This window comes from Streptomyces sp. NPDC059696 (genome assembly GCF_042733745.1).
Classification (GTDB): domain Bacteria; phylum Actinomycetota; class Actinomycetes; order Streptomycetales; family Streptomycetaceae; genus Streptomyces.
In genome coordinates, this window is sequence record NZ_JBHWFG010000045.1 from 1 (window position 1) to 25,142 (window position 25,142).

Below are 25,142 nucleotides of genomic sequence, written 5' to 3' on the forward strand. Positions count from 1 at the left end.
CTCGACAGCTCCACTCCACAACCGGAGGCCTTCGTCCTCTCACAGATTCAGACCGTGTCGTCGCACAAACTCGACCAACCTGGCTGGGCAGTACACCTAGGGCAGCAGCTTCTCGAGGGCGGCGGGTCCCTCCGCCGCCAGCTTGCGCTTGGCCCACTCCAGGTTGTGCGGGGTGAGGTCCTTGCCCGAGGCGAGGACGAGGTCCTCCGGCGACACGTCCGTGCCGGTGCGGGCGTGGAGCAGGTGGTCCGGGGTGGCGCGGTCCTCGGGCGGCCGGGACGCGGCGGGCTCTGACGTCGACATGTTCTCTGCTCCTAGGGTCCGGATCACTGGGGCGGCCCCGGTGCTGAAAAAAGGGTCCGCTATCACCATTCCCCTCGGGGGCGCGGCGTGCATCCGGAAGAGCGCGGCCCCGGCCCCGGCACCCCGTTCGGACGCCCATGGATGTCGCCCGGCCCTACTCCGGGTGACGGTGGAGTCACGTGTCCCTGCGACTGACAGGAGCTTTTCCCATGCGTACACGTGTGACTGCCGCGGCCGGTCTGGCCTGCGCCGCCCTGCTGGCCTTCTCCGGTACGGCGAGCGCGAACGACGGCCCCGTCGCCGTCGCCACCGACAGCCCCGGTTTCCTCTCCGGCAACGTCATCCAGATCCCGGTCGACATCAACGCCAACGTCTGCGGCAACTCGATCAACGTGATCGGGCTGCTGAACCCGGCGTTCGGCAACGTGTGCACGATCGAGGACTGACGTACCGGTCGTACGCTCCCGCCGGCGGCGGCTCGCGAACCTCGCGGGCCGCCGCCGGCCGCGTCATCAGGCCCCCTCGCGCGGCCGCGGCGCCAGCACCAGCATCGTGACGTCGTCCTGCACGTCCGGGCAGTGCCGGACCAGGTCGCTCCAGACCCGCTCGGCCAGCGCGACCGGATCCTCGGCGGCGAGACCCGGCAGCCGCTCCGCCAGGGGGTAGAAGATCCCGTGCGTGTCCCTCGCCTCGGTCACCCCGTCGGAGGCGAGGAAGAGCCGGTCACCGGCGCGCAGGGGCACCGAGACGACCCGGGGCGGGACCGCCTCGGCGAGCCCCAGACCTAGCGGCGTGCACGGCTCGACGTCCAGCTCGACGGCCCGGCCGTCCCGCAGCAGCAGTGGCCCGGCCTGCCCGCACGCCACGATCCGCACGACCCGGGCGTCGGCGGAGAAGTCGAGCAGCACCGCCGTCGCGAACAGCTCGGCGTGCGGGTCGCCCGCGGAGTCCACCGCCAGCCTCCGGTCCAGCCGGGCCGCCACCGCCTCCGGGTCCGGCTGGTCCAGCACCGCCTCCCGGAACGCCCCGAGCAGCGACGCGACCGTGGCCACGGCCGACAGCCCGTGCCCCTGCACGTCCCCCATGACCGCCCGCACGCCGTACGGGCCCGCCCGTACGTCGAAGAAGTCGCCGCCGACCAGCGTCCCGCGCTGCGCGGCCCGGTACAGCCCCGCGCACCGCACCGGCCCGACCCGGTCCGGCAGCGGCGGCACCACGGCCCGCTGCGCGACCTCCGCGACGGCCCGCTCGGTGACCAGCTGCGCGTCCCGCCGGGAGCGGACGTACGACAGCAGCACACTCAGCACCGAGACGAAGCACACCGTCAGCAGATCGGTACTGCCCGGATCGTCGAGGCCGAAGACGGGCACGCTCAGGACGACCACCACCAGCGCGCCGAGCACGGCCGTCACCACCGGGCCGTGCGCCAGCACGGCCAGCGGCGGGATGGCGCCCAGCAGGAAGCCGATGTCGAGCGGCTCCGGACTGATCAGCTCCGCCAGACAGACACCCGCCAGCAGCGCGGACGGCAACACCCGGGCCCAGACGGGCGGCGGCGCGCCACGCAGCCAGCCACGCCGCTCCGGGTCCCGGCGCTGCGGGTCCCGGCGCGCCGGCCGGACGTGCACACTGCTCACACCACCACGCTGCTACGGCCGTCCCGCCACCGCACCCGGGCCCGCACCGCCGCGCACGGCGAGGGTCCCGCCCCGGAGGGAGCGACAGGCGTCGCCCCACCGCCTCGCCGAGGGGGCCGCCGGCCCCGCGGAAACCGATGGACGGCCCGCCGGCCATCCCGTAGCGTGTGCCGCGCCACGCCCCGAACACCGGCAACAGGAGGGCAGAGCCGTGCAGTTCACACCGTTTTCGCGCTCCCTCTCCCTGCCCCGGGCGTGCCTCTGCTGACCTGCCGGGAGCGCTCCGAGCAGCTTGCGTCCCGGAGGACATCCCATGGCCGATGTGGTCATCCGCGCGCTCGACTCGAGCGACGCCGCTCTCTTCGACACCCTGCCCGACCCGCTGGGCGCCCGTGAGGGCCACCGGCTGACCCGGCACCGCCCCGACTGGAAGCGCGTGGCCCTGCGCGACGGCCGCGTCGTCGCCCGCGGCGCCTGGTGGGGCGGTCCCGACGACACCGAACCCGTCAACCTCAACTGGTTCGACGTGGCCGAAGGCGAGGAGGACGCGGGCGCCGCACTGCTGCGCTCCGCCCCCCGGCAGGTCGAACTGGAACTGAACCTGCCCGCCGTCTGGCGCGACGACCCCACCCTGCGGGCCGCCGCCGAGACCCGCACCAGCGCCGCCCGCAAGGCCGGCTACCGGCTCCTGACCGAACGCCTGCTGTACCGCTGGACCCCCGACCACGGCCTGCCCGAGCGGCCCGCGCGCCTGGAATTCTGTGCCGAACCCGACGACGCCGTGTTCTTCGACGCGCTGCGCCGCATCCACTCCGTCACCCTCGACGCACACGCCCTCGAGGCCATCGCGCGGGGCGGACCCGAGCGGGCGGCCCAGGAGGAACTGGACTTCTTCCACTGGTGCCCGTCACCGCGCGAGTGGTGGCAGGTCGCGCACACCCCGCAGGGCGATCTGGCCGGTATCCACATTCCGGCCCACAACCCCTCGGGCCCCTGCGTCGGCTTCATCGGCGTCGTCCCGGAACACCGCGGCCGCGGCTACGCCTTCGACCTCCTGGCCGAGTGCACCCACTTCCTCGTCGAGCAGGGCGCGCGGTTCGTCGCCGCCGCCACGGACCAGGGCAACACCCCCATGGCGGCGAACTTCGCCAAGGCCGGCTACCCGGTGGTGAAGGAGCGGCTCAACTTCGTCCCGGCCCCGTGACCGGGCCGCCCCCGTAGTCAGCGGTCCAGCAGCTCCTGGGCGGCGGCGAGGATCTCCGTCACCCTCAGGCCGAACGCCGCGTCGCAGGCGTGCGGGCGGCCCGTCCGGGCGGCGCCGAGCAGCGCGTCGGCGGCCCGCATCAGCGCGGGCACCGCTCCGTCGGAGCCGTCCGGCAGCGCGGCCACCCCCGCCTCCCCGCGCAGCTCCACGGCGGCACCGGCCGCGGCGGGCGGTGCCGTCAGGCTCAGGGTGAGGGTGCTCGACGCGCCGCCCGCGTGGTCGAGGACGACATGCGCCGTGTCCCCGGGCCCGTACGCCGCCGCCGTCACGTGCCGCACGTCGCCGAGGACCGGCAGCAGCACGGACAGGGCGTGCGGGCCCACGTCCCACAGGGCGCCCTTCTCGCGCCGCCACGGCGTCGCGAAGGGGCTCTCGCTGGTGAACACCGCCCCGAGCCACTCGGCCCGCGCCGTGAACCAGCCCGGCACCGAGGCCTGCTCGGCGATCCACGCCGCCGGTCCGGGCTGGAAGCGGGTCGTGAAGAACACGACCGAGGCGACACCGGACTCCTGGACCGCCTCGACCACGGCCCGGCCCTCCTCGACCGTCGGTGCGAGCGGCTTGTCGAGCAGCAGATGGCACCCGGCCCGCGCCGCCCGCGCGGCGAGTGCGGCCTGCACCTGCGGCGGCAGGGCCACGGCGACGGCGTCCACGTCCGCGAACAGCGCGTCGACGTCGTCGTAGGCGGGAACGCCGTACCGCTCGGCCACTTCCTTCGCCGCCTCGGGGCGCCGGCCCCACACACCGGCGAAGTCCAGGTCCCGGTGCCCGCTCAACGCGGGGGCGTGGGCCATCCGTGCCCAGGGTCCGGTACCGAGCAGTCCTATGCGCATGCCTGCCGCCTCTCCACGCTGCCGGGACGACGAGCGTGTCACACCGAAACGGCCGGCGGGCAGCAGGGGCGGGCAACAAGAAAGGCAAGGAGTCCTCTCCTCGCCTGTCTCAAGTTATAGCCCACGGGGGGCCTTGCGGCAAGGCCCCCCGTGTCCCGCAAAATGTCCGGCCTGAGCCCATGACCTGCGGAAACGGGAGCATGACGTGACCCCTGCGACCACGAGCGCGTTCGACCTTCCCGACCGCCTCGCGCACAAGGCCGACCCGGCGTCGATCGCCGCGGACGAACGGCACTTCGCCGCCGTCGCCGACTGCCTGGAGCAGTCGGTCGCCGACCTGTCCGACCGTCTGGAGGCCGAGCGCAGGGCCCCCGGCGGCAAGGGCAGGCAGGCCATGGACCGGGACGCCGAGATCCACCGGCTGACCGCACGCCTGCGCGCCCTGCGCCGTTTCGGTCTCGACCTGTGCCTCGGGCGCATGGTCGGTGCGGACGGTTCCGAGCCCGTGTACGTGGGACGGCTCGGTCTCACGGACAGCGAGGGCCGGAGGCTGCTGGTCGACTGGCGGTCCCCTGCCGCCGAGCCGTTCTTCGGCGCCACCCACGGCAATCCGATGGGCCTCACCAGCCGTCGCCGCTACCGCTGGACCGGTGGCAGGGTCGGCGACTACTGGGACGAGGTGTTCACCCCCGACGCGTTCGCCGGGCACGCCGCGCTCGACGACCAGTCGGCCTTCATCGCGAGCCTCGGCACCAACCGCTCGTCCCGTATGCGGGACGTGCTGGGCACCATCCAGGCCGACCAGGACGCCATCATCCGCGCCGGTTCCCGCGGCGCCCTGGTCGTCGACGGCGGCCCCGGCACCGGCAAGACCGTCGTCGCCCTGCACCGCTCCGCCTACCTGCTGTACTCCGACCCGCGCCTCGGGGAGCACCGCCGGGGCGGCGTACTGTTCGTCGGCCCGCACCGTCCCTACCTGTCCTACGTCTCGGACGTCCTGCCCGGCCTCGGCGAGGAGGGCGTGCAGACCTGCGTCCTGGCGGACCTCGTCGACGAGGGAGCCACCGCGGCGGCCGAGACCGATCCCGAGGTGGCCCGCCTCAAGTCGTCCGCGGACATGGTGCGGGCGATCGAGAAGGCCGTCCGCTTCTACGAGGAGCCGCCCACCGAGGCGATGACGGTCACGACCCACTGGTCCGACATCCGCCTCACCGCCCAGTACTGGGCCGCCGCCTTCGACGCGGTGGAACCCGGCACCCCGCACAACGAGGCACGCGACCAGATCCGGGAGGAACTGTTCACGATCCTCGTGGACAGGCACGAGGGCGACGCCCCCGAGGACCAGCTCCGCAAGGCCCTGTCCCGGGACCGGGAACTGCTCGGCGTCCTCCATCGCGCCTGGCCGCTGCTGGAGGCGGCCGACCTGGTCGGGGACCTCTGGTCCGTCCCCGCGTACCTGCGGATGTGCGCCCCCTGGCTGAGCCGCGACGAGGTGCGTGCTCTGCAGCGCGCGCAGCCGCACGCCTGGACCGTGCCGGACCTGCCCCTGCTGGACGCGGCCCGCGCGCGGCTCGGCGATCCCGAGGCCGCACGGCGCAGGCGTCGGCAGGAGGCCGCCGTCGCCGCCCAGCGCGAGGGCATGGCCGACGTCATCGACAACCTGCTGGAGGCGCACAGCCACGACGACGGCGAAGGCGTGCTGGTCATGCTGCACGGCCAGGACATGCGCAACTCCCTGATCGACGACAGCGCCCTGCCCACCGCCGACCCGGACCGTCTCGCCGGGCCGTTCGTGCACATCGTGGTGGACGAGGCGCAGGAACTGACCGACGCGGAATGGCAGATGCTGCTGCGGCGCTGTCCGTCCCGCAGCTTCACCATCGTCGGGGACCGCGCCCAGGCCCGGCACGGGTTCACGGAGTCGTGGCGGGAACGCCTGGAGCGGGTCGGCCTCGACCGGATCGAGCTGGCGTCCCTCGGCATCAACTACCGGACGCCCGCCGAGATCATGGCGGAGGCCGAGCCGGTCATCCGGGCCGTCCTGCCGGACGCCAACGTGCCGACGTCGATCCGCGGCAGCGGCGTCCCCGTCCGTCACGGGTCCGCCGCGGAACTGACGTCGGTCCTCGACGCGTGGCTGTCCGCGCACACCGACGGGATCGCCTGTGTGATCGGCGATCCCGCGGTCGGGCCGGACTCACCCCGCGTCCGGTCGCTGACCCCGGAACTGTCGAAGGGACTGGAGTTCGACCTGGTCGTGCTCGTCGACCCGGAGGACTTCGGCGACGGCGTCGAGGGCGCCGTCGACCACTACGTGGCGATGACCCGGGCGACGCGGGAGCTGGTGATCCTGACGAGCCCCTGATCCTGACGAGCTCCTGATCCGGCCGGAAGCGGGCGGCCTCGGCGGTCGCTCAGCTCTCCGTGCTGATGTTGACCATCCAGGGGACGCCGAAGCGGTCGGTGCACATGCCGAACACGTCGCCCCACATCTGCTTCTCCAGCGGCACCGACACCGAACCGCCCTCGGACAGCTTCTCCCAGTAGCCGCGCAGCTCGGCGTCGTCGTCGCCGCTCAGACTCACGGAGAAGGGGCTGCCCGGTGCGGACTCCATGCCGGGGGGATTGTCGGCGCCCATCAGGGTGAAGCCGCTGGGCGTCTCCAGCATGCCGTGCATGATCTTGTCGGCGTTGGGGGCGTCCGCCTGCCCGAAATCGCCGTAGCTGTTGAGGTCGAGGGTGCCGCCGAAGACCTGCTTGTAGAACTCCATCGCCTGCCGGGCGTCACCGTTGAAGGTGAGGTACGGGTTGAGGCGCGAGGCCATGAGAACCTCCCAGAAAGGGGTGAAAGGTCGTTTTCGCGCAGCGTAACGCCGGACACCGGCGACGTCGCGTCGAGCCCCGCCGCGCCCCGGGCGGGTGCCGAGCGGCACCGCTGCCGGTGCCGTGGCGAACTGCCGCATCGGCGTGACCACTTGACCGGACCGAGGGGCCGCGACACGACGGGGTGCGCGGCCTCATGTCTCGTCGGACGACCCGCTGTTCCAGTCGTACGGGCCGCCGCCCTGCCACTCGATCAGCTCGGTGTCGTCGACGGCCGTGTCGGTGGTGGGCAGGCCCTCGCGGTGCAGCAGGTCCAGCACGTCGAAGAGGCTGTAGGCGACGCCCATGCGCTCGCCGCGGATGGTCACCAGCCGTCCGCCGTCCGTCGCGGGCGGCTGTACGACCACAGGGGGTTGACCGTCCATAACCCCACCATGCCCCCCGAGCGGCCGGTTCGCAGCTCGGTGGGCCCAGAAGCGGTACGACACCGTGTCTCCGACCGCTTCCGGGACCGGCGGTCCGCCCGTGACAAGCCCGGTCCGGAAGCTGAGTTCTCATCAGCACTGCCTGATGGCGGCCGGGCCACCGCCCCGGGGCGACCGTGGCTCGGTGGGACAACGGGGCCCTGGAGAGCCCGGACGCGATTCAGCGGATCGAGTGCTGAATGCGTTCTCCTTCTTCTATTGGACCCCCTGCCGTACGGCGTCCAGGCTGGAGTGAACCATCGCACCTCCCACGGCCGCGGTGGCGATGTCCTGGTCGCCACCAGGGGCGGGCACCTGCGCCCCGGGGACGGCAGCTGGACGCTCGACGGCAGCCCCCGCCACCTCAGGGCGGCCTGCGAGGAGTCCCTGCGCCGGCTCGGCGTCGAGGCGATCGGCCTCTACCAGTTTCACCGCCCCGATCCCCGTGTCCCCTACGCCGAGTCGGTCAGAGCGATCCGGGACCTGCTGGACGAGGGCAAGATCCGCATGGCCGGAGTCTCCAACGCGAACCCCGAGCAGATCCGGCAGGCGCACGAGATCCTCGGCGGCCGTCTGGTGTCCGTGCAGAACCAGTTCTCCCCGGCCTTCCGCTCCAGCGAGCCGGAGCTGCGCCTGTGCGACGAACTCGGCATCGCGTTCCTGCCGTGGAGCCCCCTCGGCGGGATCGCCAAGGCCGGTGAACTCGGCTCGGGCCACGCCTCCTTCGCCCGCGTCGCCGAGGCCCGCGGAGTGAGCCCGCAGCGCGTGTGCCTGGCCTGGATGCTCGCCAAGTCCCCGGTGGTCGTCCCGATCCCCGGCGCGAGCCGGCCCGAGACCGTCCGCGACTCGCTCGCCGCCACCGGCCTCACTCTGAGCGCCGAGGAACTGGCGGAGCTCGACGCCGCCTGAGCGGACTGCGAGCCCACCGATGGCGGACGGGATCGTGGCGATGGGTGGCTCACCTGAGACCGGTCGCATCCGATCAGTTCTCGTCAAATCCGCCCCAGGTGAGAGAAACGTGTGAATGTTTCCGCGTGGTTCGGGCATACGCAGCGAAAACACAGAGAGGGGCGCTACGTGCTTGTACCGGACCGGAAGATCGTCAGGGAGTTGCTGACGCGGTACGCGTCGCTGAGGATCGCACAGTCGGAGAGGCACGTGCCGACGGCGGCACGCGAACTGGAGGACGTCAGTTACACGCTGTGCGTGATGATGGGGACGTCCGACATCAGTGACGCCATCGCCAAGGCGGATGTCCTGCTGCTCACGGAGGGGCGGACGGACGCGGCGGACGCGGACGGGGAGAACGGTCTGACGCTGGTCGGCTGAAGGCTTTTCGGCTGACGGTCGACGAAGGCCCGGATCGGACCGGGCAGCACGCCTCGGCGGCCCCTAGGAAGGGGCCGCCGAGGCGTTCGTCCGCCCGTGGAACGCCGCGCGGTACGCGTACGGCGTGGTGCCGGCCACCTTGCGGAACCGCTCCCGGAACGCGGTCGGGGAGCCGAACCCCGCCTGACGCGCGATCCGTTCGACGGAATGGTCGGAATTCTCCAGCAGGTACTGGGCGCGCCGCACCCGCGCCCGCAGCAGCCACTGCAGCGGAGTGGTGCCGGTCTGCTCACGGAAGCGGCGGCTGAAGGTCCGCTCGCTCATGCCCGCCCGCTCGGCCAGCGCACCCAGCGTCACCTCACGCGCGAGGTTGTCCTCGATCCACTCCAGGACCGGTTCCAGCACCGAACCCTGGGGCACGGGCGGATGCGGGTGCACGATGAACTGGGCCTGGCCGCCCTCGCGTTCCAGTGGCATGACCGACATCCGGGCGATGTTCGCCGCGACGGCCGATCCGAGGTCCCGCCTGATCATGTGCAGGCACAGATCCAGCGCCGCGGCCGCACCGGCCGACGTGAGGATCCGGCCGTTGTCCACGTACAGGACGTCCGGCTCCACCTCCACCCGCGGGAAGCGGCGGGCCAGTTCACCGGCGGCCACCCAGTGCGTGGTGGCGCGCAGCCCGTCCAGCAGCCCCGCCTCCGCCAGCACGAAGGCACCGACGCACACCGACGCGATCCGGGTACCCGCCTCGGCCGCCTCGCGCAGGGCCGCCAGCACACGGGCGGAGGGCGGCGCGGCATCGGGGGAGCAGCCGGGCACGATGATGGTGTCGGCCTCCGCCAGTGCCTCAAGACCCCGGTCGATCCGCAGGGTGAAGCCGCCGTCCGCGCGCACCTCGGGAGTCTCGGAGCACAACCGGACCCGGTAGGCGGGCCGCCCGTCCGGCAGGTGGGTCCAGGCGAACGTCTGCTGGGGCGCCGCCATGTCGAACGGCACCACATGATCGAGAACCAGGATCGCCACGGAGTGCATGACCGCCACCCTAGGCGTCTTCCCGCCGGGCCCGTGACGTGGGGCGGTGCCGGCCCCGGCGGTGCCACCCAGGTCGGACGAGGTGGCGAGAACCCGTTGGAAGCTGTCGTTTCCGCCCCTGTGCGCTCCTCCGGGAGCGTCCTAGCGTGGGCGCCGTCGACCGCGCATACGGAAAGAGCCCCGTGACCAAGATCCTGCTGTCCCTGCATGTCCTGGCCGCCATCGTCGCCGTCGGTCCCGTGACCGTCGCGGCCAGCATGTTCCCGCCCGCCGTACGCCGAACGGCCCCCACCGCGGGCGCCGGCACGGCCGCGCTCCTGCACCGCATCTGCCGCGTCTACGCCGGCGTCGGACTGGCCGTCCCCCTGCTGGGGTTCGCCACCGCGGCCGCGATGGGCGTCCTCGGCAGCGGATGGCTCGTCACCTCCATCGCCCTGACCGCCGCGGCCGCCGGCGTCCTGGCCGCGTTCGTCCTGCCCCGGCAGGAGGAGATCCTGGAGCAACTCAGGGGCGAGCAGGCGCCCGACCGTCGCGCCACCGTTCAACTCGCCATGTTCACCGGCGTCTTCAATCTGCTGTGGGCGACGGTCACCGTCCTCATGGTCGTCCGGCCCGGCTCCACGACGGGAGCGTGACACACCAGCCGTCCGCCTGTCACGGATGTCCGGTCTGCGTCAAGTCATCCCAAGGAATTCACACTCCGGGACACCGTGCCGCCTACACTCGCAGTCTCGCCCCCGCACGGGGCCGACGAGCAGAAAGGCGCGTTGACGGGTGTTCCAGGATTCCCCCATCTACGACCGACTCATCGCGGAGCGCGGTGACGTACCGGCCCAGGTGCGCCGCGAGGCCGAACGTGTGAGCAGGGAACTGGAGCTGGTCATGCGGCCCTCACAGTCCCTCGGCTACGACCGGCCGCACTCCCCGGGCGCCGGCTGGCAGCGCGCGGGCATGCTCCCGGGCCCGCGCCCGCAGTGAGCCGGGCCGGGGCCCGGGCTCGGCCCGCAGCGAACGGACCGCGAATTAGGGCTCGGCCCGCAGCGAACGGGCCGAGAATGCGGGCTCGGCCCGCAGTGAACCGGACCGAAATCCGGTCCGCTCCGCGGTGAACCAGACCACGGCGCGAAGCCGGACCACGGCGAGGAGCCGGACCACGGCGAGGAGCCGGCCCGGGCCACGCGGGCCCGGGTGCGTCAACGGGCTTTCAAGCGTGCGCCGTTGACGTGCGGCGGCTGGACCGGCACGGGCCGGGCCAGCCACTCGGCGATGGTGCGGGCGATCGGCTGACCCGTCTCCACCTCGACGAACCCGAACTGCCCGGACTGGTTGCACTCGAGGAACCACCACGTCCCGTCGGAGTCCTCCACGAAGTCGAAGGCCCCGTACGCCAGTCCGGCCTCGTGCAGATAGGCCAGGACGCCCGGCGCGATGCAGGACGGCACATCGACGGGCAGCCACGGCCCACCGGGCGCCGCGAACCGCACGTCGACGTCGTCCGGGTCCGCGTCCGCCGCGGTCGCCTTGCGGGCGGCCAGCATCCGCTCACCCACGACGGTGAGCCGGATGTCGGCCCGCTTGGTGATCCGCCGCTGCAGCAGCGTCGGTCCGAACGCCACGGCGGAGAAGTCCGTGTCCGGCGCGACCCGGCTGGTCGGCACGGCCCGCGGCGGGTCCTGCGGATGCGCGCCCGACACCGGTTTGACCACCAGCTCCGGATAGCGCTCGGCGAACTCGCGGGCCGCCCGCGGAAACGTCGTGATCAGCGTCGCGGGCACGGGCAGGCCGCATCTCTGGGCAAGGCGCAGCTGCCACGGCTTGTGGCGGGCCCGGCGCGCCGCGTCGGGGTGGTTCATCCAGCGCGCGTCCGAGCCCCGCAGCATGCCGTAGAGCGCCTGCGCGGCCTCCTCGGTCAGCCAGTCGGACGGCTGGGCCGCCCGTGCGGCCGGGACGCCGGGCCGGCGCACCCACACGGACCGGAGTCCCCCGATGCTCACCAGCCGCCCCCCGGCGGACAGATGGCCACGGAACCGGCCGTGCACGTATTCCCCCGACAACGCGACACCACCGGTGAGGTCCGCGGGATCGACCCGGACCACCGGTACGCCCGTTGCGTTCAGGTGCACGACCACCATGTCCGCGGTCACGTCCTCCTCGCAGGTGAGGATCAGTACGGTCATCGTCGGCGGCCCGCTGTCAGTCGTCGAAGTGCGTCTTGGAGCCGGCGGTGGACGTCGTGGTGCCGAACTCCCTCAGCAAGGCGAAGTCACAGGCAGCGACACGGCCGTCGCGGAGCACGTTCAACTGCAGTCCGGCGTCGTACGCGTACGGAATGGCAGCTTCCAACTCCACGGCTGGGCGCGCGTAGTTGAGCGCGAACGGTTGCATCGTCTCTCCCTCGTCGGTACTGCGCCGATCACGCGTCGGTCCAGGCGTCAATCCCCCGGTCCGCCGGACTGTTTCGGCTTCCAGAGACTTATACGAATCGAACGGGTGGTTGGTTTCCTTACTTTCCGTAGTCATCGGCCAGGTGCCGGTCCGGCCGGTGTGCCGTACTGCGCTCCCGTGCGCCGAGGGAGCCGCGGACGGTGCGCAGAGCGAGCAGCAGGACTCCGATGTCGTCCAGGTACACCGGGTCCGGCACCAGATCGGTGGGCAGCACCAGATAGAGCACCGCGCCCCAGAAGACCCAGCGCGGCCCCGTGGGCAGTCCCGCGCGCCGCAGATCGCGCCGGGTCCGGACCAGCCGTACGAGGACGGCCAGGGCGAAGACGAGGACGACGGCCGCGAGAACCGCGGCCAGGATGATCACCTTGGTGGTCGTATCCACGGGTTGCCCTCCTCCTGGCATGCCGCGACACGGGGTGTCCCTAGCTGGATTCCCTTTTCCGGCGGCTGTATTGCGGCCGGAGCCCGACATGTCGGCGAGTCGGCGCATTTCCCGTGCGCGCGGGTCATCCCGGTGGCTCACCCGAGTGGCACGGGGTGACGGGGGTGCCTAGTAATGGTCAGCGTAACGTCGCTCGTCACACGACGGGGGGCGCAGGAGCGGCCGCACTCTTCCCATGGAGGCGAGTATGACCACCTGCTCTTCATCACCCCGCTCGAACGAACCCGCCATACCCGACGAGCCGCACGGCTCCGCGCAGCCGTCCGCCGAGACGACCGCCGCCACCGGCACGCACCAGGTGGTGCAGACGAGCGCGCAGCCCGCCGGCCCGTACGACACGTATCCGGCGGGGCACTCCAGGACCGCCGCCGGTCCCCTCCGGGCCGACCGGGCGGCCGCCGAGCCCGTCACCCTCGGCTCCCACCCGGCGGCCGCGGCGGGAACACAGCCGCCGGCCCTCCGACCGGACGAGGCCGACCGGACCGATCCGACGGAGCGGAACGACGGGACGGACCGGGCCGCCTCATGGCCCGGCCCCCCTGTCCCGGACCGGACCGCCGCGCAGCCGGCTCCGTCTGCCGACGAGTGGCTGGATCCCGCCGAGGCGCGGCCCGTGGCACCCGCACCGGACAGGCCGGATGGCGCACAGGAATTCGCCCGGCCCGCCCCGGAGGACCGGGGCGAGGACCCCGAGCCCGCCGGGCGCCCGGGTGACGAGGCCGATCCGGAGGAAGGGAGCGGCCCGGGCGACGCCGACCAGCCGGTCGCGCGGCCGTTCGTCATCCGCTCGCTCGACGACAACCCCGTGGAACTCCGTCCCGGCACCGGCCCGGCCTCCGGGGCACCGTACGGCGACGCCGTCAGTGACCTGGTGCACGCCGCCGTGGCCGACCGGCCGCTGGAGGAGGTTGTCGACCTCATCGTCTCGCTGCAGGAGTCGCCCGATCACGCCCAGGCGAGGGACGACGCGCTCCGCACCGCCGGCGTGCGCCGGTCCGTGGAGGACGTGTCCCGGATGATCGCCCTCCTGACGAAGCCCCCGCGTGACGCCGACTGCGCCGACGAGGCGATCCGAGCCGCGGCCGCCCACCGTCCGGTGGAGGAGGTGACCCGGCTGGTGACCCTGCTGCACAAGGAGCCGCAGGAGCCCCACGTCCGCGAGGAGGCCCTGCGCGCGGCGGCCACCGGCCGGTCCGTCGGAGAACTGGTCGAGCTGATCGACCGCCTGGGCCTGGAACGGCTGGACCGCGACAGCCGTCGGCCCAAGGCGAGTTCGCGCCCCGAGGCCCCGGCCGCGCGGCCCGGGACAGCGGGCCGCTTCGGCAAGCGCCGCGCGGCCCGCCAGGCAGCGGCCCGCGAGACCCACCGCACCCGCGACGCGTCACCCGCACACCGCGCCCCCGCGGACCGCGTCGACGTGGACCGCGCACCGATGGACCGCGCCGACGTGGACCGTGCGATGGACCGTGCCCACGCGGACCGCGCACCCGTGGACCGTGCCCACGCCGACCGCGCGCCCGTGGGCCACCTCCGCGCGGACCGCGCGCCCGTGGACCGTGCCACGGCGACGGACCGGTACGCCCGGTCCGTGTCCTGGTCGGGCTGGCTCGCCGCGCTGGCCCTCGCCGCGTGCGCGGTGGTCCACTTCCCGCTGGAGCGCGGCGACGCGTCCCTGCGCCTGCACGCGTTCGCCCTCGGCCTGTCCGTGCTGTGCACGGTGCTGGCGCTGCTGCTGGCCCTGCGCCCCGTGGCGCTGGTGCTGGCCGGGGCGGTCCTGGTGCCCACGGTGCTGGCCGGGGCCCAGGCCTACGGGAACTCCTTCCCGTCGGCGTCCCTGCCCCGGGCCGTCGACCTGGCGCTCGCCCCGGCCTGGCTGGCCGCGGGAGTGGCCGTGTGCGCGGCACTGCTGGCCCTGGTCGCGCTGGTCTTCCGGGTGCTGGCCCCCATCGCCGCCAGGCAGTGGGCGGCCGTGCCCGCCTCCGAGGCCCGCGGCACGACGGAGTAGGCCCGGTAGCAGTCGCCTTCAGACACGGCGACCGGACGGGACATGCCCGTCCGGTCGCCGATCGGTGTCGGTGTCGGTGTCGGTGTCCACGATCCGGGCCACCGCCCCGTGACGCGGGGGAGACCCGCCGTCTCGCACCGCCGGCTACGCCCGGCGTTCCAGCAGCCCGGTCAGCACCCGGTCCGGAGTGAGCGGGAGTTCGCGCAGGCGGACGCCCGTTGCATGGTGCACCGCGTTGCCGATCGCCGCGGCCGTTCCGACGATGCCGATCTCCCCGATGCCCTTGCTGCCCATGGGGTTGAGCCTGGAGTCCTCCTCGTCGAGCCAGTGCGCCTCGATCCGGTCGACGTCGGCGTGCACCGGCACGTGGTACGACGCCAGGTCCGACTCGGTGAAGTCACCGAACGCGGCGTCCATGGTGCTGCCCTCGGTCAGCGCCATGCCCAGGCCCATCGTCATGCCGCCGACGAACTGGGAACGCGCCGTACGGGCGTTGAGGATGCGGCCCGCCGCGTACACCCCGAGCAGCCGGCCGACCCGCACCTCGCCGGTGACCGTGTCCACGGCGACCTCCGCGAAGTGCGCCCCGAAGGCGTGCCGCGCGAAGTCGCTCTCGGCGTCCGCGACGCCCTTCGTGTCGGCCCGGGCGTGGAGGCCCTCCTCCGGCAGCGGCCCGGTGTGCTCGGCGACCAGCCGGGCGAGCCGGTCGCACGCGTCGTGCACCGCCCAGCCCCATGAGGCGGTGCCGGAGGAGTCGCCGGCGAGCGGCGCTGACGGGAGTTCCGTGCTGCCGACCTCGATCCGTACCCGTTCCAGAGGCACCCCGAGGGCGTCCGCGCCGACCTGCGCGAGCACGGTCCGGGCGCCCGTCCCGATGTCCGTGGCGTTGATCCGCACCAGGAACGTCCCGTCGCGCAGCGCGCGGGCCGCCGCAGTGGAGGGGCCCACCACGGCCGGGTAGGTCGCCGCCGCCACGCCCGTCCCCCGCAGCAGGGGTCCGTCCCGGCGCGTGCCCGGGCGGGGGTCGCGCCCGTCCCACCCGAAGCGCCGGGAGCCTTCGCGCAGGCAATCGATCAGGTGCCTGCTGCTGAACGGCTTGCCGCTGTCGGGATCGACGTCGGGCTCGTTGCGGACGCGTAGCTCGATCGGGTCCATTCCGAGTTCGCCGGCGAGCTCGTCCATGGCGGACTCCAGCGCGTACATCCCCGGAGCCTGGCCCGGTGCCCGCATCCACGACGGCGACGGCACGTCGAGCGCCGCGACCCGGTGCACCGTACGCCGGTGGGGCGCGGCGTACATGACCCGCGCCGGCACCGCCGCGTACTCCACGTACTCCTTGACGCGGGAGGTGTGTGTGGTGACCTCGTGCACGAGGGCCGTGAGACGTCCGTCCTCGTCGGCTCCGAGGCGCAGCCGGTGGAGGGTCGGGGCGCGGTGCCCCACGACGGCCGGCATGGAGCGGCGCGGCAGAGCGACGGTCACCGGCCGTCCGGTCTCCCGTGCCGCCATCGCGGCGAGCACCACGTCGGGCCGTGGCGTGCCCTTGGACCCGAAACCGCCGCCCACGTGCTCGGCCGTGACGACGATCCGCTCCTTCGGCAGGTCGAACAGCCCGGCGAGCGCAGCCCGCACGGCACCGGTGCCCTGGCTGGAGGTGTGCACGAGGAGCCTGCCGTCCTCCCAGCGGGCGGTGCTGGTGTGCGGCTCCATGGGGTGGTTGTGCAGCGGGGGCACCCGGTAGGCGACGTCGACCCGGGCGGCCGAGGATCCGTACGCACGGTCCGGATCGCCCTGCTCACGAACGGCCGGCTGACCCCCGCTCACCTCCTCCGGCACGTACACGCCCGGGTGCGAGGCGGTGAGGACCACATCGTGCGCCTCGGCGTCGTAGGTGACGCGCACGGCGGCGGCACCGGCCCGGGCGGCCTCCAGGGTCTCGGCCACCACCAGGGCCACGAACCAGCCGCGGTGCGGGACCCGGGGATCCCGGAGTACGGCGAGGGTGGGGTCGCCCGGTTCCGCGAGACGCGGCGCGTTCTCGTGGCTGAGGACGGCGAGGACACCGGGCACCGCCAGGGCGTCCGCCGTGTCGACGCCGGTCACCCGGCCCCGGGCCACACTCGCCTGCACGGGCCAGGCGTGCGCGCGGCCGGGGTCGTGGAACTCGGCGGCGTAGCGGGCGGTGCCCCCGACCTTCTCGCGTCCCTCCCGGCGCTCCGCGGGAGCGCCCACACTGCCGGTCATGAGGCCCTCCCATGGAGCGCGGTGTCCGTGAGCCGCGTCAGCACGTCCACGGCGAGATTGCGGGCGAGCGGCACCTTGTAGCCGTTGTCCCGCAGGGGCTGCGCGGCGGACAGCTCCCGTTCGACGGCTCGCTCGAACGCGGCGCGGGTCGGAGCCGCGCCCAGCAGCGCCTCCTCCGCCAGCCGGGCCCGCCACGGCCGGTGCGCCAGCGCCCCGAAGGCGAGCCCCGCACCGCCGACGACCCCGTCCTCCAGGCGCAGCACGACCGCGACGGACGCGAGCGCGAAGGCGTACGAGGCCCGGTCGCGGGCCTTGCGGTACGCCGACGGAAGCCCGGCCGTCGCGGCCGGCAGCACCACACCGGTGATCAGCTCGCCGGGACGGATCTCTGTGTCCTGCTCGGGGCGGTCCCCCGGCAGCCGGTGGAAGTCCGCCGCCGCGACACTCCGGGCTCCCTCGGGCCCGTCCAGCTCGACACGCCCGTCGAGGGCGGCGAGCGCCACCGCCATATCGGAGGGGTTGGTGGCGATGCAGTGCGCGGAGTGCCCGAGCACCGCGTGGTCACGGTGCACACCGTCCCGCGCACCGCAGCCGCTGCCCGGCTCCCGCTTGTTGCACGGTTTCGACAGGTCCTGGAAGTACGGGCACCGGGTGCGCTGGAGCAGGTTCCCGCCGGTCGTCGCCACGTTGCGCAACTGCCCGGACGCCCCCGCGAGCAGCGCCTGCGACAACGCCGGGTAGCGGTCGCGGACCAGGGGGTGGGCGGCGAGGTCGCTGTTGCGGACCATCGCCCCGACGCGCACGGCCCCGTCGGGCAGTTCGTCGATCGTGTCCAGAGGCAGCCGGGTGACGTCGATGAGCACGGCCGGCGTCTCGACGCCCAGCTTCATCAGGTCGACCAGGTTGGTGCCGCCGCCGAGATAGCGGGAGCCGGCGTGCGCGGCGTACGCGGAGGTCGCCTCCTCGACGCTGCCGGCGCGGACGTAGGCGAACTCCTTCACGGGATCACGTCCTCGACGGCCTCGGCGATCCGGGGATAGGCACCGCACCGGCACAGATTGCCGCTCAGCCGCTCCCGGATCTCCGCACGGTCCAGCTCCACCGGTTCGCCCGAGGGCACCGCCGGGTCGGTGACGTGCGAGGGGTGACCGGCCGCCGCCTCGGCGAGCACACCGACCGCGGAGCAGATCTGGCCCGGGGTGCAGTAGCCGCACTGGAAGGCGTCGCGCTCCAGGAAGGCGGTCTGGAGCGGGTGTGCTTCCTCACCGTCGCCGGAGAGACCTTCGACGGTGGTCACCTCACAGCCGTCCAGGGCGACCGCGAACAGCAGACAGCTGTTGACTCGCCGGCCGTCCACCAGGACCGTGCAGGCGCCGCACTGGCCGTGGTCGCAGCCCTTCTTGGAGCCCGTGAGCCCGAGATCCTCACGCAGGAGGTCCAGCAGGACCCGCCGGTGGTCGACGGCCAGCGTGTGGGGTTTGCCGTTGACGCGGAGCGTGGTCCGCGAGTGGTGCTGGTGGTTGCCCATGACGTGGGGACCTCCCGGGGCGGGCCGTGATGCCGTACGGACCGCGTATCCAGGAGGCGACGGCTGACACGTGCGCCGTGCGAGGAAGGTGCCGCCCCTCCGACGCCCTCGTGCCGTGTCAGCCGGCTGTCACCCCTCCGACGCCATGTGCCGGGCGGCGGTGCTCCTGTTGCCGGTCTCCTCGTGGCCGCCGCCGTCACCGGGTGTGGTCGCCGGGCGCCTGGCCTTGAGCCGTTCGAAGGTGCGGGTCAGCTGCTGGAGCGGGGACACCGCGGGCGGTCCGGACGGCCTGGGCGCGGCGGGAGCGTGCGCGGCGGACGCCTGGTAGGCGGCCAGGGCCTCGTGGGCGCTCTCGGCCGCCTCCCGGTACAGGTCACGGGACTGCGTCATGGCCTCCAGCGCCTCCGCGTACATGGCCACCAGGCCCCGCTGGCGGTCCAGCTCCTCCTGGAGCGTCAGCAGGTGCCAGTCCTCGCGCAGCGCGGTGAGCGCGTCGGCCGCACCGTCGGGCAGGGGCCTGGGCAGCGCCGCGAACCGGGTCACCGCGTCGACGAGGTCGGCCGGCTCGGAGCCGTCGAGGAAGACCGCGCGGACCGAGAAGTCCTGCGCCGCGTAGCCCTCCGGCGCCGGTACGCCCGGCAGTACCACCGCGCCGCCGCGCGGCACCTGGACGCCGGCGTCCCGCAGGGCCCAGTTCAGGCCGCGCAGCTGCTGCGGCGCGGCGTGGTGCTCCACCACCCGGTGACGCAGACCCGGCGGCAGCCACCGGGCCACCGGCGCACGCCCGCGGTCGTCGGTGGTCATCGCCTCGTGGACGACCACATGGATGTGCCATCCGCCGCGCACGGCGTTCTTCAGCAGGCGGCGGATCTCCTTGTCGTCCTGGGGCAGCGCGTTGATCCTCCCCAGGGCCAGGCGCGTGGCGGCGTCCTGGTTCCAGGCGGTGTCCGGCTCCTCCGGCCAGAACAGGCCCGTGGGGGAGGGCCATGCGTCGCTCCACGGCTGCTCGGCCTCCGCGACCAGCGTCCACTCCTGCCCGTGCCCGTCGTCCGCGGCGGGCCGCACGCTCAGCCGCGCCCGTACGGGCACCTCGCGACCGGCCCGCCAGCGGGCCTCGAAGACCCGCTCCGCCGAGGCGGTGCCGTCGTCGGGCAGCTCCAGGAAGTCGTCGATCGCCTGGCTGTCCTTGCGCTGTTGCAGCGTGCGCCGGAGAACGTCTTCCGCGGGGCCCGTGGTGTGGCGGCCGCGCGCCAGCCACACCGTGTCGGGAGTCATGGGGCGGACGGTGAGGGAGGTCTGCATGGGTCCATCTGTGAGCGGGGGTGGGGGCGCCTGCCAGTATCGTCGCCGTGCGCCGACGGGTGCTACCCGGGGTCGCAGGGGGTTGCGTAGGCCGGTGGTGTACGTGTCTACCACCACTCACCTCCCCGGCCGGTCCGGGGCGCGCCACGGTGGCCGCCCGGCACACCGGCTCCTGCGTCCGATGCGGCCTGCCCGCCGCCGGTGCGCCCGGTCGCGGGCACGCCCGGCTCTCCGTCCGTCTCACCCTCGGTCATGCGCACCGCCTCACCCTCGGTCATGCGCACCGCCTACCCGCGCCGGGCCGCAGCATGTGACGTGAGAGCGGCCGCGGACGACGACCGGGCAGCGTGATGGGGCACGGGGCGGCACCCGGGCGGCTCCCCGGGCCACGGGTGCCGCCGTAGGCACGGGATGTGCGCCGCGCGCGCCGGGTGTGCGCGGCGCGCCCACATCGGGCGATCTCACGCGTGGCCCGTCCGCCCCGCGGTCTTCGACAATGGTGCGCACGAGCAGGGCCCGCCCACCATCCGCATCGGGGCGGGTCCTGCTCGCTGCGGGAGAAAAGGGGCCCCCGGCCCGGCCCCCACGCAGCTACCCGTCTGCCCGTCGGGGCGCGGCGGCACCGGCCTTCTCCCTCGACGGTCCCGCTCGCCGCCGCCACCGCGGTCCTGCAGGGGATGCGCCAACCGGGTTGGCGCATCCTGGTGTTCGTCAACGGCGGCGGCACGGTGCGCCCCCAGCCGGCCGCGCGGGCACCTCCAACGCCTTCGCCGCCGCGAGCGCCTCCGCCGGGAACGCCGGGGCTTTTGCCGCTTCGCGGAGCCGATGCCGGGGTGACGGGTCCTCATGCCTGCCCGGTCACGGACCGGGTACACGTCCCGCACGAGCCGGTGTGGACCGAGAAGAGGGGACCGGGGGCAGTGGCGGTAAAGGCAATGGGGTGGGCGCACTCGTTCCGGATGTCCGAAGGCGTGCGCGCGGGCAGGGAGTGGACGCGCAGGCGTCTCGACGCCCTGCCCTGGGCCGCTGCGGAGCCGGACACGGTGGACGCCGTCGTGCTGGCGGTGTCCGAGCTGATCACCAACGCGCACGTCCACGCGCACAGCGACGCGCACCTGGTCCTCACGTGGGACGGCGACTGCCTCCATGTGAGCGTCCACGACGAGGACCCGAGGCTGCCACGCCGGCGCGACCCGGAGCCGGGTGAGGTCTCCGGCCGCGGAGTCGCGATCGTGAGCAAGCTGGCCGACGAGTGGGGTATGAGGTGCCAGCGGCACGGCAAGACGGTGACCGCGTGTTTCCGTCCGGCCGATCCCGAGGCCGCCGACCGGCGGGACACCGACGGCAGTTGAGCGCTGCGCACCGTCGCGTCCCGCTTCTGAAGGAGAAGTGTCGTGTACCTGGCACGAAGATCGAGTGATGACGACCCCTACGTCTGGCTGTGGGTCCTGGGTGCACTCGCGCTGTACGCGCTGATCAGCTACGGACTGACCTACCGCGCCCGCGCACGGCGCGGTTCCGCCCATCCGGCGCAGGACGCCCTGCACGACCTCAAGGACCGGGAGGACCCCCAGCCGCCCGAGAACCGCCTGGTGAGCCGCGTGATCATGCTGTGCGGGGCCGTGCTCACGGGGTGCGCCGCCTACCTCACCAATGGCGCGGTGCGGGTCCTGACGGTCGGGTTCACGGCCGTCGTGGCCGTGGTCGTCTGGGCGTACTACGACCACCGCACCCAGATGCGCGCCACAGCGCGCCGGTGACGCGGCACGGGCCCCTCGCTCCTCCCGGGAGGAGCGAGGGGCCCGGGTACGTCAGCCGGACGCCGGGTGCTGCCCGGGCCCCTCGGCGCCGGGGAACAGGGGAGTGGGTGACAGCTTAGTGTCCTCCTCACCCGGCTCCAGCAGGGTGTCGGCGGCTCCCACGATGAGCGGGTCGGGCGTGCCCACCGCCGCCGGGTCCTTGCTCGCGTAGTCGACGCGCGACAGCAGGCTGCGCATGGTCTCCAGCCGCGCGCGCCGCTTGTCGTTGCTCTTGACGACGGTCCACGGCGCGTGCTCGGTGTCCGTGGCGCGGAACATGTCCACCTTCGCCTCGGTGTAGTCGTCCCAGAGGTCCAGCGAGGCCAGGTCGGTGGGGGAGAGCTTCCACTGGCGCACCGGGTCGACCTGCCGGATCGCGAAGCGCGTGCGCTGCTCGGAGCGCGACACCGAGAACCAGAACTTCACCAGCAGGATCCCGTCGTCCACCAGCATCCGCTCGAAGGCCGGGCACTGGTCGAGGAACAGCTCGTACTCGTCCTTGGAGCAGTAGCCCATCACCCGTTCCACACCGGCCCGGTTGTACCAGGAGCGGTCGAGGAAGACGATCTCCCCGGCCGTCGGCAGGTGGGCGATGTACCGCTGGAAGTACCACTGGCCCGCCTCACGTTCGGTGGGCTTGTCCAGGGCCACCACGCGTGCGCCGCGCGGGTTGAGCCGCTCGGTCAGGCGCTGGATCGTGCCGCCCTTGCCCGCCGCGTCCCGCCCCTCGCACACGACGACCAGGCGTGCGCCGGTGTCCTTGACCCAGCGCTGGAGCTTGAGCAGCTCTATCTGCAGGATGCGCTTGGTCCGCTCGTACTCCTTGCGGCCCACCTTGCGGTCATACGGATAGTTCTCCCGCCAGGTCCGGATGGGACGCCCGTCACCGTCCAGTACGATCGGCTGCTCCCGCCGGCTGGTGTCCACGGTCAGCCCGTCCAGCAGCTTGTCCGCGTCTTCGGCGCTCATCACTCGACTCCCCGTCGGCTCGCACAGTCGGCACCGAGCGTACGGCGCAGTCCCATCGGATCGGCTCCCGTCGCTGGTCGAACGGCCAGACGGGTGCCCCGTCCGGCCCCTCCCATGTGGGATGCCGCGCATACGCGTCTTTCCCGTACGGCGCGACCCGACTGCCGACTGCCGAGTGCCGAGTGCCGAACGGTCAGGGCGCAGGAGGGGCCGGGGGCCGCCGCTCACAGCGCCGTGCCGGTCTCCTCCGCGAGGGCCCGGACCAGGCGGTCCTGGAATGTCTCGTCGTGGACGGCGGGGTGCGGCTGCGTGCGCTCGCCGTGGTACCAGTAGCCGCCGGTGGACAGGGCCTCCGGGTCGTCGCTCGAGGCCAGCCACTCCTGCGTCCGGTGCCCGAGTTCGAGGTCGTCCGGCGCGTGGGGCCCGCCCATCTTCGTCGGGACCCAGCCGGGGTCCACGGCGTTGCTCGCCACCCCCGGGCGCAGCCGGGCCACCGCGGCCGCCAGCGCCGTCACGAACAGCTTGCTGTCGGCGTACGACCCGGCGCTCGCACCCCGCCAGTCGGTGTTCTCCAGCGCCGACGGGCGTCCGCCGAGATGTGACCCGCTGCTCACGTACACCAGCCGGTGCGGCCCGCGCAGCAGGGCCGTCAGCAGATACGGCGCGACGATGTTGACCGGCATGACCGCGGGGCCGCTCCACACCCCGGCGTTGTGGACCACGGCGTCGAGCGGCCGCGAGGCTTCCAGCTCGGCGGCGACCCGCCGCACGGCGTCCCGCTCGGCGAAGTCCCCCACCACGACGTCCGCTCCGCGCTCGGCCAAGTCGCCGAGGACCTCGGCCCGTTCGGCACTCCGGGCGTGCACCACCACGTCGTGCCCGGCGTCCAGCAACGCCTCGGCCGTGGCCCTGCCCAGCCCGTCCGCCGACCCGGTCACCAGAATTCGGCTCACGGTCCCTCCCTCGGATCTGTTCCTGTGCGACGTGTTCCGCGGGAGTCCTGCCCCAACCCTGCCCGCCGCTGGTGACATGCCGCCGATCCGGCCGCGCAGCGCGCGCCGGCTACGGCCGTCACACCCGTGGCCCGCTTCGGATCTGCATGCCGGGGCGGCGGCGGTGCACCGTCACGTACGACAGGCCGCCCGGGCCCGCGCTCACGCTGCGGACACTGCCGTGCGGCAGCCAGACGAGACTGCCGGGCTCCACCGGGTGCGGCCCGGCCGCGGAGCCGAGCGTGCCGTCGCCGGAGACGACGAGCAGCAGGACGTCGAGGTCGGGTTCGGCGTGCGCGTCGATGGATCCCCGGGGCGGTACGCGGACGAGGTTGGCGTCCAGTTGCCGCCCGGGCTCGGCCAGCCGCCACAGGGCGCCGGTCGCCTCCGGGTCGGTCGCGGCGAGCGCTCCCGTGTTGCCGAGGATCCGCGGAACCGGCGCGTCGGCCGCGCCGGGAAACTCCTGCGGGTCAGTCATGGATCGCGCCACCGTCCGATACGGGCCTGCCCTGGGCCGGTCGACCTGCCCGGCCGGCGATCCGCACCCGTCCCGGGCGGACGCCCAGAGGAATCTAGCACCGGCCGCCGACCCGGCCGCGGCCGATGCCGCTCACTTCCTTTCGGAGGTTCGCTCGCCTCCTCGTCGACCTTCTCTTGGCAGGCCCGCTCACTCCTCGTCGGACGTGGTGGGGCGCGTCCGTCCCGGCTCCGGCTCCTCGCCCAGCTCCGCGCGCTGGAACAGCACGTCGCCGATGAACAGGTCGTACACCAGCACGCCGATCACACCGCCGACGAGCGGCCCCACGATCGGGATCCACCAGTAGTCGCTGAACGCCCCGGCCAGGCTGCCGGGAAACGCCAGCCCGTCCCATCCCGCCATCCAGGTGAACAGGCGCGGGCCGAAGTCACGGGCCGGGTTGATCGCGTAGCCCGCGTTCGCCCCGTAGGACATGCCGATGGCCGCCACGACGAAGCCGATCACCACCGGGCCGAGGTTCGCCTTCACGGCCGTGTTGCGCAGGTCGATGATCGCCACCACCAGCATGACCAGGAAGGCCGTGCCGACGATCTGGTCGATCAGCGGGCCCCAGATGCCACCGCCGAAGTACGGCGCCGGGAACGTCGCGAAGATGGAGAACGAGGCAAGGGTCTTCCCGTCCGTCTTCGGCCCCTTGAAGGCGGTGTCGAAGGCGTCGATGGCGTCGTGGTACACGGCGTAGACCAGGGCCGCCCCGGCCAGGGCGCCGAGCACCTGGGACACCCAGTAGGGCACGACCTTGACCCAGGGGAACCTGCGGCGGACCGCGAAGGCCAGGGTGACGGCCGGGTTGATGTGCGCCCCGCTGACGCCGCCCGCCACGTAGATGCCCAGGATCACCGCCATGCACCAGCCCCAGGTGATCAGGAGCCAGTCCCCGGCGCCGAGGAAGAAGATGGTGGGTCCCTCGGTACGGCCCGAGCCGGGCAGCGCGGCCACCGTCATCGCCACCACACCGCAGCCGAACGAGATGAGGACGAACGTCCCGAGGAACTCCGCCAGACACTCGCCCGCCAGACCTGCGCGACGTCTGAGCCTGGAGGGTTTCACCAGCGGCTTGATCTCGAGTGCCATGTGTCTTCTCCCTGGGGTCGCTGCGGTCACGGGTGACGCGCGGTAATCACGTGGTAACCCGTGGCGCGCGCCGCGGCAACCGCAGAGAGCCCCTCCGCCTTCCCCACCGCCGGACT

Annotated in this window: 27 protein-coding genes and 1 pseudogene; 10 read left to right on the forward strand and 18 right to left on the reverse strand. The window is 73.3% G+C overall.

Annotated elements, in window-relative coordinates; all coding sequences use genetic code 11:
* Positions 1-96: 96 nt before the first annotated feature.
* The gene (locus ACFV20_RS32945) at positions 97-303 is read right to left on the reverse strand and encodes a hypothetical protein (protein ID WP_385663649.1); all 207 of its coding nucleotides are present in this window, start codon (positions 301-303) and stop codon (positions 97-99) included.
* Positions 304-512: 209 nt separating this feature from the next.
* Between ACFV20_RS32945 and ACFV20_RS32950 the strand changes: the two genes are divergently transcribed.
* The gene (locus ACFV20_RS32950; RefSeq protein ID WP_385663652.1) at positions 513-749 is read left to right on the forward strand and encodes a chaplin; all 237 of its coding nucleotides are present in this window, start codon (positions 513-515) and stop codon (positions 747-749) included.
* A 66-nt stretch (positions 750-815) separates the two neighbouring features.
* Here ACFV20_RS32950 and ACFV20_RS32955 read toward each other — a convergent pair whose 3' ends face one another.
* Positions 816-1,940, reverse strand: a complete 1,125-nt coding sequence (locus ACFV20_RS32955) for a PP2C family protein-serine/threonine phosphatase (RefSeq protein ID WP_385663655.1) — start codon at positions 1,938-1,940, stop codon at positions 816-818.
* Between the two features lie 313 nt (positions 1,941-2,253).
* On the opposite strand from ACFV20_RS32955, the gene ACFV20_RS32960 reads away from it, so the two are divergent.
* Positions 2,254-3,144: a GNAT family N-acetyltransferase gene (locus tag ACFV20_RS32960; RefSeq protein ID WP_385663658.1), complete on the forward strand. Its 891-nt coding sequence runs from the start codon at positions 2,254-2,256 to the stop codon at positions 3,142-3,144.
* 17 nt (positions 3,145-3,161) lie between these two features.
* Here ACFV20_RS32960 and ACFV20_RS32965 read toward each other — a convergent pair whose 3' ends face one another.
* On the reverse strand, positions 3,162-4,037 hold the full coding sequence (locus ACFV20_RS32965; RefSeq protein ID WP_385663660.1) for a Gfo/Idh/MocA family protein: 876 nt from the start codon (positions 4,035-4,037) through the stop codon (positions 3,162-3,164).
* 205 nt (positions 4,038-4,242) lie between these two features.
* On the opposite strand from ACFV20_RS32965, the gene helR reads away from it, so the two are divergent.
* Entirely contained in the window at positions 4,243-6,402 is a 2,160-nt protein-coding gene (helR, locus tag ACFV20_RS32970) for an RNA polymerase recycling motor ATPase HelR (protein WP_385663662.1), read from the forward strand.
* A gap of 49 nt (positions 6,403-6,451) precedes the next feature.
* Here helR and ACFV20_RS32975 read toward each other — a convergent pair whose 3' ends face one another.
* Both ACFV20_RS32975 and ACFV20_RS32980 read right to left on the reverse strand, forming a co-directional pair.
* Positions 6,452-6,862 carry a VOC family protein gene (locus ACFV20_RS32975; protein WP_385663665.1) on the reverse strand — a complete coding sequence of 137 codons (411 nt, stop codon included), beginning with the start codon at positions 6,860-6,862 and terminating at the stop codon, positions 6,452-6,454.
* 192 nt (positions 6,863-7,054) lie between these two features.
* Positions 7,055-7,285 (reverse strand): hypothetical protein, encoded by a 231-nt coding sequence (locus ACFV20_RS32980; protein WP_385663667.1) that lies wholly within the window; start codon positions 7,283-7,285, stop codon positions 7,055-7,057.
* 306 nt (positions 7,286-7,591) lie between these two features.
* On the opposite strand from ACFV20_RS32980, the pseudogene ACFV20_RS32985 reads away from it, so the two are divergent.
* Both ACFV20_RS32985 and ACFV20_RS32990 read left to right on the forward strand, forming a co-directional pair.
* Positions 7,592-8,233: pseudogene (locus tag ACFV20_RS32985) on the forward strand (aldo/keto reductase); the annotation flags it as partial.
* Between the two features lie 168 nt (positions 8,234-8,401).
* On the forward strand, positions 8,402-8,653 hold the full coding sequence (locus ACFV20_RS32990; RefSeq protein WP_234848339.1) for a DUF5133 domain-containing protein: 252 nt from the start codon (positions 8,402-8,404) through the stop codon (positions 8,651-8,653).
* 63 nt (positions 8,654-8,716) lie between these two features.
* On the opposite strand, the gene ACFV20_RS32995 is transcribed toward ACFV20_RS32990, so the two are convergent.
* Positions 8,717-9,688, reverse strand: a complete 972-nt coding sequence (locus ACFV20_RS32995) for a GlxA family transcriptional regulator (protein WP_385663671.1) — start codon at positions 9,686-9,688, stop codon at positions 8,717-8,719.
* Positions 9,689-9,870: 182 nt separating this feature from the next.
* Here ACFV20_RS32995 and ACFV20_RS33000 point away from each other — a divergent pair, with 182 nt between their 5' ends.
* On the forward strand, positions 9,871-10,323 hold the full coding sequence (locus ACFV20_RS33000; RefSeq protein ID WP_385663674.1) for a DUF2269 family protein: 453 nt from the start codon (positions 9,871-9,873) through the stop codon (positions 10,321-10,323).
* 139 nt (positions 10,324-10,462) lie between these two features.
* Positions 10,463-10,666 carry a hypothetical protein gene (locus ACFV20_RS33005; RefSeq protein ID WP_031111422.1) on the forward strand — a complete coding sequence of 68 codons (204 nt, stop codon included), beginning with the start codon at positions 10,463-10,465 and terminating at the stop codon, positions 10,664-10,666.
* A gap of 215 nt (positions 10,667-10,881) precedes the next feature.
* Here the strand turns inward: ACFV20_RS33005 and tgmB are convergent, their stop codons facing one another.
* The 3 genes from tgmB to ACFV20_RS33020 form a co-directional block, all read right to left on the reverse strand.
* Entirely contained in the window at positions 10,882-11,865 is a 984-nt protein-coding gene (gene tgmB / locus ACFV20_RS33010; RefSeq protein WP_385663678.1) for an ATP-grasp ribosomal peptide maturase, read from the reverse strand.
* A gap of 16 nt (positions 11,866-11,881) precedes the next feature.
* The gene (gene tgmA, locus ACFV20_RS33015) at positions 11,882-12,073 is read right to left on the reverse strand and encodes a putative ATP-grasp-modified RiPP (RefSeq protein ID WP_385663681.1); all 192 of its coding nucleotides are present in this window, start codon (positions 12,071-12,073) and stop codon (positions 11,882-11,884) included.
* Between the two features lie 118 nt (positions 12,074-12,191).
* A complete protein-coding gene (locus ACFV20_RS33020; RefSeq protein WP_385663684.1) occupies positions 12,192-12,515 on the reverse strand; it encodes a YkvA family protein in 324 nt (107 codons plus the stop codon).
* A 247-nt stretch (positions 12,516-12,762) separates the two neighbouring features.
* On the opposite strand from ACFV20_RS33020, the gene ACFV20_RS33025 reads away from it, so the two are divergent.
* A complete protein-coding gene (locus ACFV20_RS33025) occupies positions 12,763-14,580 on the forward strand; it encodes a hypothetical protein (protein ID WP_385663687.1) in 1,818 nt (605 codons plus the stop codon).
* A 144-nt stretch (positions 14,581-14,724) separates the two neighbouring features.
* Here ACFV20_RS33025 and ACFV20_RS33030 read toward each other — a convergent pair whose 3' ends face one another.
* From ACFV20_RS33030 to ACFV20_RS33050, 5 genes are all read right to left on the reverse strand, one after another.
* Positions 14,725-16,824, reverse strand: a complete 2,100-nt coding sequence (locus ACFV20_RS33030; protein ID WP_385663690.1) for a molybdopterin cofactor-binding domain-containing protein — start codon at positions 16,822-16,824, stop codon at positions 14,725-14,727.
* On the reverse strand, positions 16,821-17,825 hold the full coding sequence (locus ACFV20_RS33035) for an FAD binding domain-containing protein (RefSeq protein WP_385663693.1): 1,005 nt from the start codon (positions 17,823-17,825) through the stop codon (positions 16,821-16,823). The genes ACFV20_RS33030 and ACFV20_RS33035 overlap by 4 nt, the downstream gene beginning before the upstream one ends.
* The gene (locus ACFV20_RS33040) at positions 17,822-18,352 is read right to left on the reverse strand and encodes a (2Fe-2S)-binding protein (protein ID WP_385663696.1); all 531 of its coding nucleotides are present in this window, start codon (positions 18,350-18,352) and stop codon (positions 17,822-17,824) included. Before ACFV20_RS33040 ends, ACFV20_RS33035 begins: the two co-directional genes overlap by 4 nt.
* A gap of 129 nt (positions 18,353-18,481) precedes the next feature.
* On the reverse strand, positions 18,482-19,627 hold the full coding sequence (locus tag ACFV20_RS33045; RefSeq protein ID WP_385663699.1) for a hypothetical protein: 1,146 nt from the start codon (positions 19,625-19,627) through the stop codon (positions 18,482-18,484).
* A gap of 134 nt (positions 19,628-19,761) precedes the next feature.
* Positions 19,762-19,932 carry a hypothetical protein gene (locus ACFV20_RS33050; protein ID WP_385663702.1) on the reverse strand — a complete coding sequence of 57 codons (171 nt, stop codon included), beginning with the start codon at positions 19,930-19,932 and terminating at the stop codon, positions 19,762-19,764.
* Positions 19,933-20,574: 642 nt separating this feature from the next.
* Between ACFV20_RS33050 and ACFV20_RS33055 the strand changes: the two genes are divergently transcribed.
* Complete coding sequence (locus ACFV20_RS33055; RefSeq protein WP_385663704.1) at positions 20,575-21,006, forward strand: ATP-binding protein; 432 nt, start codon at positions 20,575-20,577, stop codon at positions 21,004-21,006.
* Between the two features lie 42 nt (positions 21,007-21,048).
* A complete protein-coding gene (locus tag ACFV20_RS33060; RefSeq protein ID WP_385663706.1) occupies positions 21,049-21,414 on the forward strand; it encodes a hypothetical protein in 366 nt (121 codons plus the stop codon).
* 51 nt (positions 21,415-21,465) lie between these two features.
* On the opposite strand, the gene ppk2 is transcribed toward ACFV20_RS33060, so the two are convergent.
* From ppk2 to ACFV20_RS33080, 4 genes are all read right to left on the reverse strand, one after another.
* Positions 21,466-22,422: a polyphosphate kinase 2 gene (gene ppk2, locus ACFV20_RS33065; protein WP_385663709.1), complete on the reverse strand. Its 957-nt coding sequence runs from the start codon at positions 22,420-22,422 to the stop codon at positions 21,466-21,468.
* A 224-nt stretch (positions 22,423-22,646) separates the two neighbouring features.
* Positions 22,647-23,375, reverse strand: a complete 729-nt coding sequence (locus tag ACFV20_RS33070; RefSeq protein ID WP_385663712.1) for an SDR family NAD(P)-dependent oxidoreductase — start codon at positions 23,373-23,375, stop codon at positions 22,647-22,649.
* 118 nt (positions 23,376-23,493) lie between these two features.
* The gene (locus tag ACFV20_RS33075; RefSeq protein ID WP_385663714.1) at positions 23,494-23,892 is read right to left on the reverse strand and encodes a cupin domain-containing protein; all 399 of its coding nucleotides are present in this window, start codon (positions 23,890-23,892) and stop codon (positions 23,494-23,496) included.
* Positions 23,893-24,081: 189 nt separating this feature from the next.
* Positions 24,082-25,026 (reverse strand): MIP/aquaporin family protein, encoded by a 945-nt coding sequence (locus ACFV20_RS33080; protein WP_385663717.1) that lies wholly within the window; start codon positions 25,024-25,026, stop codon positions 24,082-24,084.
* Positions 25,027-25,142: the final 116 nt, after the last annotated feature.